Raw genomic sequence first — 17,467 nt, 5'->3', positions numbered from 1 at the left:
TTCGGCCTCTCGCTTTTTTTATGCTCTTTTTTCTTTCTCGACTATATGGCGCACTTGATAAAATCTATTTGCAAATTCAGTAACGTTTCTTGTTAAACGATAGTTCACTGTAGATCCAATTGCCATTCCAATTACCGGAATACCTTGGAATAATTTACGACGAAGAGCATAAATCGAAAATGTCTTCAAAATTTGTTTTAACACAACTTCAGTAGAAGCTGTTTGCAACACTGCTTCGTCTCCTTCATAAAAGAACGAATCTTCTTGCTCCAGCTCTTGCAATAAATTGTACCATGCGTATTGCTGAAGTCTTCCTGGTAGTAATGACGCATGAAACACCTTTAACGCAAGCATCATTTCATAAGGCTTGTTCACATCATGCCCAAATGATGTTGCAATAAGTTGGACTGCCTTCACATTTAACGCGATCATAACCGGAAAATCTGCCGTTAATAATAATAAACCTCCAGCACCTGTCGCCCCGCCTTGCACAAACGAATATAGACGATGACGTGCTGTTTGCTGCTCTGCTATGTATGTTAACTGATCAATAGATAATGCTTTCAAATCTTCAAGCTGTTCAATCGATTCATCAAATAATCTCGATGTTCCTAAAATCCGATTACGTGCATCTAACTGTGCTTGTGAACTTTGAATAAATGCATGCAAATGAAAGAGCCATCCATCTGCTTTCGTGAAGAATTCTTTTCGCTTTTTCTCAGGTAATTTCGCAACTGTAGTATGTAACCATTTATCAAACACTTTTTGAAAATCGGTCGCTTCTTGCTCAACTAATTGCGCTTCCCATTCTTTTATATTGTCTAAAATGGCTTGTTCTCGCTTCGATCGCATCGTAACAACCACCTCGTTCGATTTTTTTCTATTGTAACATATTTCTGCTTATTCTTTACAAATATGCTTATATATCTCTTTTTATATACCCTTTATGAGGGACATAAAATAATAGCAAAAAGGATGAGATGCTTCACATGAATCTATCCAATCTAAAACAAAATTATAACGCAGAATTCAGCTTAGGAAAAAACTGCTGGCCTACTTGGGCATTATATCAATTAGAATTATCACCATTTTTTGGCGTTATTGATTTTATGCTAAGTCCTTCATTAGCGAAAGTAAATTTATTATTCCAAAATCGATTTGACCGCTTTTTAAATTAAGAAAATTTATCCTTCATCTCATTTTGGGATGATGATGCAAAATTAAGATGAAGGGGCAACCTTTATGAAATTGACTCCTGTCATGACTTTAAAACAGATGTAAACACACCAACTACTTGGCCTTCTTATACAGAAATTAAGTTAAACTACGAACATCGAACTAATCGTTTTCTAACTACAATTGAAACGGCAGAATCCATATTATTTATTCGAACTGGAGGAACATACGAAGAAGCATGTTCCCTAGAACAAATTTCATCTCAAATAATTACACATACATTCTCTGTCCTGTTACTAATTCCTGCCGATATACCAACTATCACTCAAGAAGATTGGGGATTACAACATACTTGCGTTATGAAATGCCCGATTATGGATGTATACCAATACAATGAAGCATTTTGGAAAGACTTATTTGATGGAATTACAGTTAGACCGCACACTTAAATACAGAATACTTTTATCACACCATACATTATAATCTTCCTTATACAAAACAAATAAGGAGTGATTCTATTATGTATCCACGTGCAAAAGCTTTCGGTCTTGCTGTACATCAAGATCGCCTTCTCGTACAAGAATATTATACAGAAGGCGAAACATATTATCGTCCTCTTGGCGGTTCCATTGAACTTGGTGAAAAATCAGCACATACTGTTATTCGGGAGTTTAAAGAAGAGCTTCATACGGAGATAGAAATCACCAATTATTTAGGTTGCTTAGAAAATGTCTCTCATCTAGATGGGGGCATTGGTCATGAAATCATTCAACTATATTCTTTGCGTTTATTAGACACCTCACTATATGAAATGGAAATATTAAATATACAAGATGAGCAAGCAGTAACGTATGCGAAATGGATTCCTATTAAGGCATTCATTCAGAAAGAAAAAATATTATATCCGGATGGAATTTTAAAATACATCCAAAAGAAAAAAGACGAAATCCTATAGGATCTCGTCTTTCTTTTTATATATTAACCAATATCTCCAAGACGTAGTACGTCACGAGCAATCATAACTTCTTCGTCAGTTGGAATTACGATAATTTTTACTGGAGAGTGTGGGAAGCTGATGAATGCTTCTTCACCGAATACGTTATTACGTTTTACATCGAAGTATACGCCCATGTACTCAAGGCCTTCTAATACGCGCTCACGAATAATCGCACTGTTTTCACCTACACCAGCTGTAAAGATGATTGCGTCTACACCTTTCATACGAGCTGTGTAAGAACCGATGTATTTGTGGATACGGCTTACGAATACATCAAGTGCTACTTTCGCACGGTGGTCGCCTTCTTCTTCTTTCGCAATGATGTCACGTAGGTCACTAGAGTAACCAGTAAGACCTAACATACCACTCTTCTTGTTTAATACGTTAACTACTTCTTCTACTGTTTGGCCTGTTTTTTCCATGATGTATGGAATTAACGCAGGGTCAAGGTTACCAGAACGTGTACCCATTGTTACACCAGCAAGTGGAGTGAAGCCCATAGAAGTATCGATAGATTTACCGCCTTCTACTGCTGCGATACTTGCACCGTTACCTAAGTGACAAGAAAGTAAGCTTAAGCTTTCAATTGGACGACCTAATAATTCAGCCGCACGCTCAGTTACATATTTATGAGAAGTTCCGTGGAAACCGTATTTACGGATGCCGAATTTTTCATAGTACTCATATGGTAAGCTGTATAGGAATGCAGATTCCGGCATTGTTTGGTGGAATGCTGTATCGAATACTGCTACTGCTGGTACGTTTGGTAATACTTCTCGGAATGCTTTAATACCAACAACGTTTGCTGGGTTATGAAGTGGTGCTAAATCGCTTAATTCTTCGATATCAGCTAATACTTCATCAGTAATTAAAACAGAGTCAGCAAATTTTTCGCCGCCGTGAACAACACGGTGACCGATACCGCCAATCTCATCTAGAGATTTAACGATTCCGTTTTCAGTTAATTTTTTAAGAAGCATATTAACTGCTACTGCGTGATCTGGGATGTTTGTAATTTCTTTTTGTTTTTCGCCATCTACAGTAATAGTGAAGATACTATCTTCTAAACCGATACGTTCTACTAAACCTTTTGTTAATACTGTTTCACTTGGCATTTCAAATAATTGGAATTTTAAGGAAGAGCTTCCTGCGTTAATCGCGATGATTTTTGACATCTAGTCTTTCGCCCCTTTTTCTCTTGGTAGTTGTGTGGATGTTTCCACAAACCGCTCGATTTTATCTAATCAAATTTACTAAATATGAAAACGTTTCATCATTAGCAAATTTTATACTCACGATTTTAATTTAAACATCGTCCGACATATATTTCAAGTGAAAAAATTGTAACACCAAGAAAAAATATATATTACAGATTTCAAAAAAATTCAGTTAAATCTAGTATATATTTAAAAATATGACATATTATATAAAACTGTACTACATGAATCACTAACTCTGTTACATATACCCAGCTTTATTTATGTGTTGCAAACCAAGTATTTAATTGATCCATAATGTTCTCCATCGCCTTCATGTTAGAGAATTTAGGCAACTCCACTAATAACGCCTGTTTTGGCATTGTTACATTAGAGCCTTTCTTTTGGAGAACAAATATACTTTTTGCATTTTTCTCGTTTTTAAACATGGAAACAGGAAGCTGTAATAACCCTTGAATAAAGCATGTTTCTTTAATAAATGCATGTAATTTTGGTGCCTGATCACTTTCAAAAATGAAGTTTGGTACTAAGAAGAATAAGTACCCGCCCTCTTTCGTATGTTTCACACTTTGTTCAATAAATAAGTGATGAGCATACGACATTCCTTCATCTGCTTTTAATTTATATTCACTGGCACCGATTTCGTTTGGATAGTAACCAATCGGTAAGTCTGAAACGACTGCATCAACTGGATCGATATAAAGTGGTGCTAGTCCATCTTGATGGAAGAATTCGATTGCATGCTTCTGTAAATTTGCATTTACTAAAGCAAGTTTAATTAGCACTTCATCCACTTCTACACCAAATCCACTCATTGTTAGTCCTTCTTTGGCGCTATTAAACACTGTAGTCATTAAATTTCCTGTTCCAATTGCAGGATCTAAAACTGTAATTTCGTTTTGACCTTGCATAAATTTATGGAATAAGTAACTCATGAACATCCCAACTGCATCAGGCGTCATTTCATGATTCGCTTGTACGCCTTCTTTCATTCCTTTTAAGATGGCTAACTGAAATGCTTTACGAATTTCTTCACCTTTATATGTTTCTTCATTAAACGTACTATATTCACGATTCAGCCTTTCAATTGCTGATTCGGATAATTCCTCTTGTAAAATCGCTCCCTCAAACAAGTTATCACCTGTTTCTACAAGCGCCTCTAAATATGTCACATCTAATTCTTTACGTAAAACTACCGCAGAAGAATCAAAAATAGAAAATAATGTTTCCACTGTCTGACTCACGTACATTCCTCCTTCTCTCTTTTACACATAACTTATATCATACCACAAAGTGATTTTTTCCAAAAAGAAAAAGCGACCTCCTGTAAAGAGCTCCCTCTCAAGTTATATATGATATAACGTTTTTTCTCATATATCGGCACCGTTACGTAGCGATATATGAGAAAAAACGACCTCTTTATAAGAGGTCATTTCCTTCACATTACTTTGCAGATTTAGCTGCTTCTAATGCTGCTTCATAGTTTGGATGGCTTGTACCTTCGCCTACGTATTCTACGTAAACTACTTTGTCATTGCTATCTACTACGAATACTGCACGAGCAAGTAAACGAAGTTCTTTCATTACTAAGCCGTAAGCTTCACCGAATGAAAGGTCACGGTGGTCAGAAAGTGTTACAACATTTTCTAAACCGTTTGCTGCACACCAGCGTTTTTGAGCGAATGGTAAATCAGCGCTAATTGTTAATACTTTTGCGTTTTCAATACCTGCTGCATCTTGGTTAAAACGACGTGTTTGTGCATCACACACACCTGTGTCGATTGAAGGTACAACACTAATTAATTTTACTTCGCCTTTGTATGTTTCTAAACTTACTGGAGATAAGTCGTTTGCTAATACTTGGAAGTTTGGCGCTTGATCGCCAACTTTAACTTCTGTTCCAACTAAAGTCATTGGATTACCTTTAAAAGTTACGTTTGCCACTTGAAAATCCTCCCTTATTTAAACAAAATATGTACAATGTAAATGATAGTTTGTCCCTATCGATAATGCAAATAAAATCGCTTTATTTACAAAAAAATAAAAGAAGCTAACCTATTGATTAGCTTCTTTATTCGTTAAATTTGAAATTCAGGATCATCTTCTTTTCGTTTATCCATCATTTCTTTCACTTTATCAACAGCTTGTGGCGCTAATTCAATTATTTTATCGATGACGTGTGTTTGTTTATCTAAGTGCAATACTTTCACACCATCTCCATTTATAACAAGAAAGGCAACAGGATTAATAGAAACTCCTCCACCACTTCCCCCGCCAAATGGATGACGGCCTGAATGTTCTACTCTACCAAATTCACTTCCACCAGCAGCAAATCCGAAACTTACTTTCGAAACAGTAAGAATTACACTTCCATCTGCCGCTTTAATTGGGTCACCAACAATTGTATTTACATCAGTCATTTGTTTTAAATGCTGCATTGCTGTTGTCATTAAACCTTGAATTGGATGGTCCATTCTATATCCCCCCTATGCTTGAACAGATTTTTCTGTCATACCAGATTTTTGCTGCCTCATAAATATGAGCAATTTCATCGCTGTTTTTATAGTGCGGAATATACGAAAAGATGCTGTTAACTCGCATCTTGATGCAAATCCCTTCCCTTGAAAAACAGGAGTAATTTCAAATTCTGGTACATCGACAATATGCATATATTGTCCGACAACTCCAGCAGCCATACCTTTTGTCCCCCATGCATATCCAGTGACAATTCCAGTACTAGCTGCGTCGCCTGCTCCAATTTGCGTATGCCATTTCCAACCATTGATTTTCACTCGTTTGAGAAAATCTTTAACGATAGTATGAACTTTTTGAAGCCTTTTTATCAGTTCCCCAATACTGTCAAGTTGCGCCATAATTTTATTATCTAGTCCGCCGTCCTCTTCAGCTTTTTCGATTTTCTGTCCTGTCTTTTTCTGCTGTTTTTCAATTCTTTCCAACACATCAAATGTATATCGAATCATCCATATTTTCACTTGAAATAAACATTGCTTTTCCATTTCTGAATATAAAAATGTCACCTTAAGCGATATTTTCGACAATAGTATAAGCAAAATAAAAAGGAGAAGAATTATTATTCCAATTACGAGCCACTTCATACGTATCATCCTTTCACTCCATACCCATTATCGACAAGTTTATTCATCGTTAAACAGAGTTTTATAAGATTGAATATAAAAATTTTTCTAAAAATAAAAAGGTATTTTGACAATTTATATCGAAATATATTATTTGAACATATCATCAGGGAACGGACTCTAATGATATGCAGCACGAAAAACAGAAAATTTAACTGCAGTGGAGGGATACATAATGGCAGATCGTCGCAATTTATTTTTCTTTTATGGTGATGACAAAGCAACGCTCGTTGAAAAAATGAAACCAATCTATCGTATTTTAGAAGAGAATGGATTTACCATATTAGATCATCCAAAAAATGCAAACGCTATCGTCAGTGTTGGAGATGATGCAACCTTCTTACAAGCCGTTCGTAAAACTGGTTTTAGAGAAGATTGCTTATACGCAGGGATTTCTACGAAAGATGAAACTTCGTTCTACTGCGATTTTCACATTGATCACATTGATACAGCCCTTCAAGAAATTACAAAAAATGAAATTGAAGTGCGCAAATATCCAACAATTCAGGTAGATGTAGATCATGGTACATCTTTCTATTGTTTAAATGAGTTCTCATTACGTTCTAGCATTATTAAAACATTCGTTGTAGATGTTCACGTTGATGATTTATACTTCGAAACATTTAGAGGGGACGGTTTAGTAGTTTCTACCCCAACAGGAAGTACAGCTTACAATAAATCATTGCATGGTGCAGTTGTTGACCCACTTATTCCATGTTTCCAAGTAAGCGAACTAGCATCTTTAAACAACAACACTTACCGTACGCTCGGTTCACCGTTCATTTTAAATCACGAACGTACATTAACTTTAAAACTAAGACCAGACGGTAACGATTATCCTGTTATCGGCATGGATAACGAAGCGCTTAGCATTAAACAAGTGGAAAAAGCTGTTGTACGCTTAAGCGATAAACAAATTAAAACAGTTAAATTAAAAAACAACTCTTTCTGGGAAAAAGTACAAAGAACGTTTTTATAGAATTAAAATAACCGCAGAATTATGGAATTCCATAATTCTGCGGTTGTTTATTTCTCTAACTATTAGTTGCTATTTTTGTCGGTAAGTCGATATATTTCAATAATCGCTCATATATTTTTACATACCTTTTCTATAGACAACTTGGCCATCTATTACGGTCATTTCTGCTTGTACTTCTTTCATTTCTTCTGCCTCAATTTCAAAAATATTACGGTCTAATATCGTAAAGTCTGCTTCATATCCTTTTATAATTTGCCCTCGCTTCGCTTCTTTTCCGATTGCATAGGCACTTCCTGTTGTAAATAGAGAAACAGCCTCATATACCGTTAATCTTTCCTCAGGCATATAGCATACATCGTCAATAAAACTTCTACGTGTAACAGCGCTATATATGCCTAAAAATGGATTCACTTGTTCAATTGGTGCGTCAGACCCACCGTTGCAGCGTAATCCTGCTTCCAGTAACGTCTTCCAAGCGTATGCATAACGAAGACGACGCTCGCCTAGTTTTTCAATGACTGACGGGAAATCTGAGGAAAGAAAGACCGGCTGTATATCGATAATAGCCGACAAGTTTTTCATTCTTTCAATCAACTCTTCACGAGCAAGCTGACAATGAATAATACGGTCACGTAACCCTTTTGCTGGTGGATATAATTCGAGTGCATTAATGACATATTCAAGCGATAAGTCACCGATAGTATGAATCGCAACTGGCATATGTAAGTCTCGTGCTTTCTTCACTAATTCTGCAAGTTCTTCACGTGAGAAAATTGCAACCCCATTCGTTTCCTTCGCATCTTCATACGGTTCACTTAATAATGCTGTTCTTCCGCCAAAAGAACCGTCAGAAAAAATTTTCATTGCCCCAAATTCAATATAATGTTCATTTTCATATTCTTTTCGTTCTTGTGCTACTTCATGATGAACGAGCAAATGTGCTTTAAATGGCATTTCTTTTATAACGTGAGAAAACGCATTATGCGTTTTTCTAAAGCCACCATAGTAATTTAAATCTTCCGTATGCCCGCCAACAAGTCCATATTGCCAACAATCTTTAATCGCTGTTTGCAGAGCTCTTTGTAAATAAGCTTCATCAATTTCTGGCTGAACGTGTTTAATTAATTCTTGCCCTTGTTCATATAAAAGTCCTGTTAACTTATTTGATGAATCCCTGCCAATTTTCCCGCCTTTTGGATTTTGCGTCGCTTCTGTTATGTTCGCTTCTTGCAATATGTATGAATTCACCCATGTAACGTGACGACAAACTCGCTTTAATAAAATGGGATGTTCTTTCGAAATTTCATCTAAATCACGCGCATGAACATCTTTCGTATCTGTAAAGTTATTTTCATTCCACCCTTCTCCAATAACCCAAGATCCCTTTGGTGCTTCTTCCACTCGCTTCTGAACAAGAGTAAGCACTTCACCATAAGATGTACAATTTGATAAATCTAGACGGAGTAATCTCTCCCCATGCCCAATAAGATGCATATGGCTATCAACGAGACCCGGAATCATTGTTTTTCCTTTTAGGTCCTGCAACTTAACGTTTGAATATCTACTTTCTAATTCTTCCTTACTCCCAGCATCAACGATTATGCCATTTTCAACATAAATAGCTTCTACTTTTTCATTCTTTTCTCGCATTGTGTAAATGGTGCCGCCATACCAAATTTCTCTCATATATCCCATCTCCTTTATTTTATTGTATAAAAAAAAGCACCATTTCAAAACATGGTGCTTTTCTAAAAATTACTTTTGTTCAGTAGTAGACGTTGTAACTTGCCATTCAATATTAAATTTATCTTTTACTTGTCCGTATGCTGGGCTCCAGAATGTTTCTTGAAGTGGCATGATAACCTCTCCACCTTCTTGTAACTTATCGAATACTTCTTTTGCTTTTTCTGCATTACTAATTTGAATTGCGATTGTTACTTGAGATCCGATTGCATGCCCTTGACCTGGGAATGTATCAGAAATCATAAGATCCGTATTACCAACTTTTAAAGTAGCGTGTAAAACGCGCTCTTTCGCTTCAGCTGGAATCGGGTATTCTGGATTTTCAGGCATGTCACCAAAAGTTTGCATGACTTCTACTTTTGCATCTAAAACCTCTTTATAAAACTGTACAGCTTCTTGCCCACTACCATCTAAAACTAAGTACGGATTAATACCTAAAATCATACGGACACCTCTTTTTTAAGTTTATAAAATCGAACTTGTGTTCGTTTTTATATTATCATTGTTTTGCATTTCATTCAACTATTTACTTCACTGTTTTCAAAATTATTTTGACGGAATCTCCATCTCTTGTTTTCTAAGTTCAATACGGCGAATTTTTCCAGAAATCGTTTTTGGTAGTTCATCTACAAATTCAATTTTGCGAGGGTATTTATATGGTGCAGTGAGTTCTTTGACGTGTTGTTGGAGTGTTGGAATTAATGTTTCTTCGTTCTTTTCTATATTCTCTCTTAATACGATAAATGCCTTCACGACACTTCCGCGAATTTCATCAGGACTTGCGACAACCGCACATTCTCTTACGTAAGGATGTTTTACAAGCGCATCCTCTACTTCAAACGGCCCGATTGTATAACCAGAGCTAATAATGATATCATCACCACGCCCTTCAAACCAGAAGTAGCCATCTTCATCTTTCTTCGCTTTATCACCTGTAATATAATAATCACCGCGGAATTGCATCGCTGTACGCTCATCGTCTTTATAATATTGTTTAAAGAGTGCCGGCGTTTCAATGTGAACTGCAATATCACCAACTTCGCCTACTTTAACTGGAATACCTTCCTCATTTACGATATCGACGTGGTTACCTGGCGTTGGTTTCCCCATTGATCCTGGTCTAATATCCATCCCTTTCATTACACCAACAAGTAGTGTATTTTCCGTTTGCCCATAGCCGTCTCTTACTGTAATATCAAAGTGCTTTTGGAACGTTCCAATAACTTCTCTATTTAACGGCTCACCTGCGGATACAGCGCTATGTAACGCCTCTAAATTGTACTGGCTTAAATCTTCTACCTTTGCCATTAATCTATACTCAGTCGGTGTACAACAAAGCACATTCACCTTATTATCGTCTAATAAATTTAAATACGTTTTCGGTTCAAACTTGCCGTTGTACACAAATCCTGTTGCCCCTGAACCGAGAGTTGCTAAAAACGGGCTCCAAATCCACTTTTGCCACCCTGGACTAGCCGTTGCCCATACAACATCATTCTCTTCAATTCCGAGCCAATTCGGGGCGCTTGTACGTAAATGAGCGTATGCCCACGCGTGAGTATGAACGACACCTTTCGGGTTTCCTGTCGTCCCTGACGTGTAAGATAAAAAGACCATATCTTCTTTATCTGTTTTCGCCATTTCTAACATGTCACTTTCTGTTTCTAATGCTGTTTTTAAATTGATCCATCCGTCTACTGACTGCTCGCTCAGGACGAATTTTTGAAGAGATTCCATTGCTTCTATATCATCAAACTGTCCAATGTACGGCTCATAGCTTACTATCGCTTTTACTTCGCCATGTCCAATTCGATATTCGATATCTTTTTTACGCAACATTTCCGAACTTGGAATTACGACAAATCCTGCTTTAATCGCAGCGATATACGTCATGTACGCTTCAATTAAACGCGGCATCATAATAAGGAGCTTGTCCCCTTTTTGTAAGCCACTTTTTATAAAAGCGTTTCCAATTTTATTTGCACCTTGCATTAATTCAAAATATGTAACTTCTCGTCTATTCCCTTTATCATCTTGCCAAATTAAAGCAAGCTTCTCTTTATCGTCTGTATATTTCTCTATTTCTGAAACTAAATTATAAGATGGTGGTGCCAACAATTCCTCTCTCTTCATAAACATCCTCCTTTTTCTTTATGCCTCCCTTATATAATAAAGAATTTTCAGTAAATTTTGAACCCTCTTCTTTTGACAATTTTTTTATGCTTTTGTCGAAATGAATTTATACTAATATGAACAACAAAAAGAAAGAGCGAGAGAACCCGCTCTTTCTAAGCCATCATATGGGATTATTTTTGGTAACCGCCTAATTGTTGCTCAGCTAGTGAAACTAGACGTTTAGTGATTTCACCACCAACAGAACCGTTAGCGCGAGCTGTTGCATCAGCTCCAAGTTGAACACCAAACTCTTGAGCGATTTCGTATTTCATTTGGTCTAATGCTGATTCAGCACCAGGAACCGCTAATTTATTTGTGCTACGTGACATGTTGTATCACCTCCTTGTGAGTATAGAGTGTGATAAACAACATGACTTCATACACGTTTTAGATATGGTAATTTATGGTTTTAGAAAAGTTCTTCAAATTTTTCTTCTTCCGCCACTACTTCAACCGTTTGTAATACCATTGTTTCTTTGTTCGCTACAGCTTCTTCGATTAACGGTGTGAAATCGTATTTCGCTTCAAATCGATTTGCTTTTTCACGCTTCGGCTTCGTCGCCGGGCTAGCTGGTGTGAATACTGTACAGCAATCTTCGTATGGACGAATTGAAATATCATACGTGCCGATTTCTTCAGCAATTTTAATAATTTCTAATTTATCCATCGTAATAAGCGGACGAATAACTGGGTAGTTTGTTACTTCGTTAATCGTATGCATGCTATCTAATGTTTGGCTTGCTACTTGTCCAAGACTTTCACCAGTCGTAATTGCAAGTGCGTTACGCTCCTCAGCAATCTGCTCTGTAATACGCATCATCATACGGCGCATAACCGTCATTGAATAGCTAGATGGGATTTCTTTATTAATCGTTTTTTGCACTTCTGTAAACGGAACAAGGTGCAGCGTTACACGTTTACAGTATTTCGTTAACCCTTGTGCTAAATCGATTACTTTTTGTTTTGCACGCTCACTTGTGAAAGGTGGGCTATGGAAGTGAACTGCTTCCACAGATACGCCGCGTTTCATCGTTAAGTACGCTGCTACCGGGCTATCAATACCACCAGAAAGAAGTACCATTACTTTTCCACCAACGCCAACTGGTAAACCGCCAGCTCCCATGTGCTCACCACACATAATATAACTATAACCACTGCGAATTTCTATACGTACATTCACATCTGGATTATGAACATCTACTGTTATATCCTCTGTATTTTCTAAAATGTGCCCACCGATTTCTGGAAGTAACTCCATCGTCTTCATTGGGAAGCGCTTATCAGAACGATGCACTGTAATTTTAAATGTTTTCACATCATCTTTTACTTGTAAGAAAGCTGCTAATGCACCTTTTTTAATGTCTTCTAATTCTGATGGTACTTTCATCGCTAAGTTAAACTTATGAATACCAAATACGTCTTTCAATCTTTCAGAGATTGCCTCATGATCTTCACCGTTTAACTGGATGTACATACGGTCATGCGTTGCATCAATTTTAATGTTTGGGAACTTTTTCAGTTTGAACTTCACGTTATCTTTTAATGTGCTTACAAATTTAGAACGGTTCTTACCTTTTGTCGTCATTTCTCCGTAACGCACTAAAATATATTCATATGTCATCATATTTCTTTACCTCATCACTTCATATAATTTTGGCATTGTCTCTTTTACAATACCTTCAAATTGTTTTACTTCTTCCATCGTGTTATCTGGTGCCAAACTAATACGAATAGCGCTTGCAGCTGCTGCATGCGGCACTCCCATCGACACTAACACTCTGCTTACTTCATTTGCTTTTGAAGAACAAGCTGATTTCGTTGACACATATACACCGTGTTCTTCTAAAGCATGAACGACTACTTCTGGTTTTAAACCAACAAATGATACATTTAAAATGTGCGGTGCTGCATATGCAAGCGATGTATTAATCGTCACATCTTCCATCTCTTTAAAGAAGCTGACAAGCTCCGCTTGTAAACCTTGCAAATGAGCTACCTTTTCTTTCACTTGTTCCATTGTCATGCGAAGTGCTTTCACCATCGCTACAATGCCAGGTAAATTCTCTGTACCAGAGCGATACTTAAGCTCTTGTTGACCACCTGATAAAATCGGATCTAATCTTACGCCATCACGTATATAAAGAAGACCCGTTCCTTTTACACTGTGGAATTTATGTCCAGATATTGAGCAAAGATCAATATGAGAAGCATATAAATCAAGCGGTACTTTTCCTATCCCTTGTACATGATCTACATGGAATCTTATTTTCGGATGATTCGATAATAAAGTTCCAATTTCAGCAACGGGCTGAATTGCTCCAGTTTCGTTGTTCACATGAATAATTGATACAAGAATCGTGTCTTCACGAATTGCTCGTTTTACATCCTCTACCGATACAACACCGTGCTCGTTAACCGGTAAATATGTTACATCAAATCCGAGTTCTTCTAATTGCTTATATGCCTCAAACACAGACGCGTGTTCAATATTTGTTGTAATGATATGTTTACCGCGCGAACGATTCCTCATTGCTATCCCTTTAATCGCAAGGTTGTTTCCTTCCGTTCCACCTGATGTGAAAATAATTTCAGAAGGTTTAACGTGAAGAAGCTGCGCTGCAATCGTTCTTGATTGTGTTAATAGACGCTCTGCCTCTCCTCCAAGCGAATGAATAGAAGAAGGATTACCAAAATATTTCCCAGCAACCGTCACGTACGATTGAAGAGCTTCTGGATATGGCTTCGTCGTCGCACTATTATCAAAATAGATCATCGTTCTTCCCCTTTCAGCGCTATCACATCATATAATCATATCATAAATACGTGTCATTACGCTAAGACTACGCAAAGGTTCCGTTTTATCCCGATTAGTGAATAATAATAATTAGTGAGATCCCCCCACTGATTACAGTTTCACTTTACCCCGCATTAACGGGCAGTAAGACTCTCACCTCAAAGTTCAACTAGAGCAAAGAAGTTAGGTAGGAGATCAACTGCCCGTAAATGCCCGATTGGTTCAACTAGTAATCAGTGGGGGATGAATCCCCCCCCACTAATTACAGTTTCACTTTATTTTGAAACGAATAACCTTACTGTATTCCGCTATTCATTATAGCAACATCGCCTGCAAAATTACACAAAAAAACAAACCCTTTATGAAAGGGTTTGTTCATTGTCTACATATTCAGCTATTTTTTGAACAACACCAGGTTCAAGTTGCTCTAGTACAGAAGCTGCTTGTTCTAAAGCTGCATCGTATTGATATTCACGGAATAATTTCTCCGCATAATTTAAGCTTTCTGCAAGGCTTTCATCATGACTGCGGTAACGGTTACCGTATTGAATTAATTTTTCAACTAAATACGCTTGTCCAATTAACTCTTCTGTCATTTCAGCTACACCGTTCACAGTTGTGTATGCTTCTTCTAAACTGCTATTTACAGCGTTCATATTTAACGGCTTCACTTCTAATTGTTCATATACAGCTTGCATTGCCATTTGCCCTCTTTTTAAATCTTCCATAATACTCTCTGGAAGACCTGGCAAATTCGACTTTTGCATAAAGCGTTTCGTTTCGAAAATAGTATTTCGCATTTCTTGTAACTTCTCACGCGCTTCAAATTCTTCTTTACGCATCGTTTGCAGCATCTCTTTATATTCTGCATGAAGTATTTTTAACGTTTCACATTGCTCATAAACCTCTTCTAGTTCCTCACGAATAATAGAGAAGGCAATATCTTGTTCAGCAACGCGTAATTGTAGCATTTCAAAACGTTTCGTTAAAATGTGCATTTGCTTTTCAATTACTTTTTGAGATTCAATATCCTTATCTTGCAATTGATAGCTTTGTTTCACAAGTTGTGTTTCTGTTTTCGTTTCAATCGTTTCGATACGTATTTCTTCTAAGTCTTCATAAACAGAAAGTGTTTTTTGCTCCACATAATGTCTCGCATGCACCTCTTGCTCAAGTTGATCATAGAAACCATCTAAACGAGTTTTTAAGTCTTCCACTTTTTCAGCCGCTTCTGTTATATGAAGCTCCTGTATATCCATTAAACATGTGTTTAGTTGTGTCGTCATATCACGAACTTCTTTAGGGACTTCCAAATACTCTAATACATAACCTTGTCTTACCATATCATTATGACCCTGTAATAAATCTTCCAGTTGAACTGGTAGCGTCGCTTGACACTCTACTAATAAATCTGGAATTTGGTGAATAATGATTTCTAAACCAGCTAAACCTTCTTCTAAACTAATAACAATTTCTCTCGCTTTTAAGTAGTCACCATTATCTGTTGCTTCTTCAAAACTTTTAAATTTATTAGATTCAGCGTCTAGCATCTCTTCGATTTTCTGCTCTGCTGCCCCATACATATGTCTATGAGCAAGAACACTCTTTTTCATACTACGATATGTATCACGTAACCCTTCAATTTCCGAGCTATTTTTCTCATGGCTTTCTAACAATTGCTGTAATTCATTTAAAACACCTGTAATACGATTATCAGCGTCATCTAAACCACTTATGGATTCGTTCATCGCATGCTTTGCTTTTCGGAAGGAGAATTGCGAGGCGAATTTTCGCGCTTGCGCTAAATCTTTGTCAGCTTTCGGAAGGGTTGTTGATACAATTTCATCCCATTCTTCACGCCATTTACCAAACAGTTCTTCTGTTTGACCCGTCATGTTTAAATCTTTTACCCGTTTTAGTTCATCTGCCACAGGTTTATCTTTTATCTCTTGTTTCCACTGCTCCAGTGCTTCAATATCTTTATATGAACGATTTCTTATCACAAGCTCTATCATGAGCAGCACTAGAATAGAGCTTACTACAATGATAACGATCGTCAGGATAGAATCCATGCAAAAAAGCCTCCTAGTTATATCTCTTTTTTTGTCCGTTCCGTTTATGAAATGGAAGGCATTATGTATAAAAAGGGAATTCCCCTATATTTAACAACTAACAATGTACTAATCATACCATGTAATGGCTTGTTTTTGACCTAGTTTTTTTTAAAATTTCATGTTTCTTTCAATGCGATTGTAATCTTTCTCAATATTCCGCCTACCTCACTACCTATCCTCAAATGATTGTAATAACAAACAATCTTTCGTATGAGATACGAAATAAATTTTCCGCATGAGTGGTGGTTCAACAGAAATTCCATGTACATTTCCCTGCCTTACAGACTGCTCTACTGCCCTTTCTGGAAGTAAAGTAATGCCAAGGCCAGCTTTTACCATTGCAAGCATCGGTTCTGCGTAAGATGTTTCCACAGCTATAGTTGGTTTTACACCTATCTCATGAAACATGTTCATAATCATTTTCCTTACATCGCATATTTCTGGATATACAATTAATTTTTCATTTTGCAGCTCTTCTATTTGAATGACTTTCTTCTCTTTATACGGATGATTATTTGAAATGACACAAACAATTTTCTCTTGTTGCACTTCTTTTATATACGTAGCACCTTCTACTACTGAATCGATGAACATCGCGTCGATCTCCCGCGCTTTAAATAAATCTCTTAATACTTCCGTATGTCCGATTTGCCACTCTACTTCAAACTCATCACCTAATACATCTTTACACTCTAATATGTAATGCTCTGCTAAACTCGGTAGTATACCAATTGAAAACTTTCGGTTCTCTTGATACCCCCTCATTTCTGTTTTCACTTCATTTATTTGTTCCAAAATCGGTAGCATTCTTTTTATAAATAACTCTCCTGCCTCCGTTAACTCCACTCCTTGCGCAGAACGCTTAAGTAAAGTAACCTCTAAATCCGCTTCTAACTTTTGAATTTGCTTACTAAGCGCTGGTTGAGATATATGTAAAATTTTACTTGCCTTTGATAAACTTCGCGTATGCTTCACTTCGATAAACGATCGTACTGCCTCCAAATCCATCGTACACACCTCTAACAAAAAGTTATAACCGTTATAAGAAATCGATATTTCCTCCTATAAACAATTACTCTTTATACTTATTTCATCAACTTACTATAACGAAATGCAA

General features: G+C 36.8%; 16 protein-coding genes and 1 pseudogene. 3 read left to right on the top strand and 14 right to left on the bottom strand.

The features are described 5' to 3' along the window. Positions 1-18 precede the first annotated feature (18 nt). Positions 19-852, bottom strand: coding sequence for an EcsC family protein (locus tag MR160_RS04990; protein ID WP_001256853.1), 834 nt, complete (start codon positions 850-852; stop codon positions 19-21). A 137-nt stretch (positions 853-989) separates the two neighbouring features. Here MR160_RS04990 and MR160_RS04985 point away from each other — a divergent pair. Beyond that, positions 990-1,625, top strand: a pseudogene (locus MR160_RS04985) (DUF1796 family putative cysteine peptidase). 71 nt (positions 1,626-1,696) lie between these two features. Then, entirely contained in the window at positions 1,697-2,131 is a 435-nt protein-coding gene (locus MR160_RS04980; RefSeq protein WP_000283508.1) for an NUDIX hydrolase, read from the top strand. A gap of 23 nt (positions 2,132-2,154) precedes the next feature. Here MR160_RS04980 and ackA read toward each other — a convergent pair whose 3' ends face one another. The 5 genes from ackA to MR160_RS04955 all read right to left on the bottom strand — a co-directional run bounded on the left by ackA (position 2,155) and on the right by MR160_RS04955 (position 6,515). After that, positions 2,155-3,348 carry an acetate kinase gene (ackA, locus tag MR160_RS04975; protein WP_000034583.1) on the bottom strand — a complete coding sequence of 398 codons (1,194 nt, stop codon included), beginning with the start codon at positions 3,346-3,348 and terminating at the stop codon, positions 2,155-2,157. A 299-nt stretch (positions 3,349-3,647) separates the two neighbouring features. Continuing rightward, complete coding sequence (locus MR160_RS04970; RefSeq protein WP_000084365.1) at positions 3,648-4,634, bottom strand: class I SAM-dependent methyltransferase; 987 nt, start codon at positions 4,632-4,634, stop codon at positions 3,648-3,650. Between the two features lie 199 nt (positions 4,635-4,833). Beyond that, entirely contained in the window at positions 4,834-5,334 is a 501-nt protein-coding gene (tpx, locus tag MR160_RS04965; RefSeq protein ID WP_000024527.1) for a thiol peroxidase, read from the bottom strand. Between the two features lie 134 nt (positions 5,335-5,468). Then, positions 5,469-5,864 carry a GerW family sporulation protein gene (gene ytfJ / locus MR160_RS04960; protein WP_000350007.1) on the bottom strand — a complete coding sequence of 132 codons (396 nt, stop codon included), beginning with the start codon at positions 5,862-5,864 and terminating at the stop codon, positions 5,469-5,471. Between the two features lie 12 nt (positions 5,865-5,876). Continuing rightward, entirely contained in the window at positions 5,877-6,515 is a 639-nt protein-coding gene (locus MR160_RS04955; RefSeq protein ID WP_000620652.1) for a DUF2953 domain-containing protein, read from the bottom strand. A gap of 205 nt (positions 6,516-6,720) precedes the next feature. Here MR160_RS04955 and MR160_RS04950 point away from each other — a divergent pair, with 205 nt between their 5' ends. Beyond that, positions 6,721-7,524, top strand: a complete 804-nt coding sequence (locus MR160_RS04950) for an NAD kinase (RefSeq protein WP_000785183.1) — start codon at positions 6,721-6,723, stop codon at positions 7,522-7,524. Positions 7,525-7,641: 117 nt separating this feature from the next. Here MR160_RS04950 and MR160_RS04945 read toward each other — a convergent pair whose 3' ends face one another. The 8 genes from MR160_RS04945 to MR160_RS04910 all read right to left on the bottom strand — a co-directional run bounded on the left by MR160_RS04945 (position 7,642) and on the right by MR160_RS04910 (position 17,358). After that, complete coding sequence (locus tag MR160_RS04945) at positions 7,642-9,210, bottom strand: amidohydrolase (RefSeq protein ID WP_001207088.1); 1,569 nt, start codon at positions 9,208-9,210, stop codon at positions 7,642-7,644. A gap of 69 nt (positions 9,211-9,279) precedes the next feature. Beyond that, on the bottom strand, positions 9,280-9,711 hold the full coding sequence (locus MR160_RS04940) for a VOC family protein (protein ID WP_000600368.1): 432 nt from the start codon (positions 9,709-9,711) through the stop codon (positions 9,280-9,282). Between the two features lie 102 nt (positions 9,712-9,813). Further along, positions 9,814-11,400, bottom strand: coding sequence for an acyl-CoA synthetase MbcS (gene mbcS, locus MR160_RS04935; protein ID WP_000817728.1), 1,587 nt, complete (start codon positions 11,398-11,400; stop codon positions 9,814-9,816). 173 nt (positions 11,401-11,573) lie between these two features. Then, positions 11,574-11,771 (bottom strand): alpha/beta-type small acid-soluble spore protein, encoded by a 198-nt coding sequence (locus MR160_RS04930; RefSeq protein WP_000091640.1) that lies wholly within the window; start codon positions 11,769-11,771, stop codon positions 11,574-11,576. An 80-nt stretch (positions 11,772-11,851) separates the two neighbouring features. Next, positions 11,852-13,066, bottom strand: a complete 1,215-nt coding sequence (gene thiI, locus MR160_RS04925; RefSeq protein ID WP_000989272.1) for a tRNA uracil 4-sulfurtransferase ThiI — start codon at positions 13,064-13,066, stop codon at positions 11,852-11,854. Between the two features lie 6 nt (positions 13,067-13,072). Then, on the bottom strand, positions 13,073-14,215 hold the full coding sequence (locus tag MR160_RS04920; protein WP_000638973.1) for a cysteine desulfurase family protein: 1,143 nt from the start codon (positions 14,213-14,215) through the stop codon (positions 13,073-13,075). Positions 14,216-14,595: 380 nt separating this feature from the next. Then, the gene (ezrA, locus tag MR160_RS04915; protein WP_000377314.1) at positions 14,596-16,308 is read right to left on the bottom strand and encodes a septation ring formation regulator EzrA; all 1,713 of its coding nucleotides are present in this window, start codon (positions 16,306-16,308) and stop codon (positions 14,596-14,598) included. A 210-nt stretch (positions 16,309-16,518) separates the two neighbouring features. After that, a complete protein-coding gene (locus MR160_RS04910; protein ID WP_000362525.1) occupies positions 16,519-17,358 on the bottom strand; it encodes a LysR family transcriptional regulator in 840 nt (279 codons plus the stop codon). Positions 17,359-17,467 lie beyond the last annotated feature (109 nt).

Source organism: Bacillus cereus group sp. BfR-BA-01382 (genome assembly GCF_022663475.1).
Taxonomy (GTDB): Bacteria; Bacillota; Bacilli; order Bacillales; family Bacillaceae_G; genus Bacillus_A; species Bacillus_A thuringiensis_S.
The sequence above is the reverse complement of the archived record's forward strand: the minus strand, read 5'-3'. Positions and strand labels throughout refer to the sequence as shown.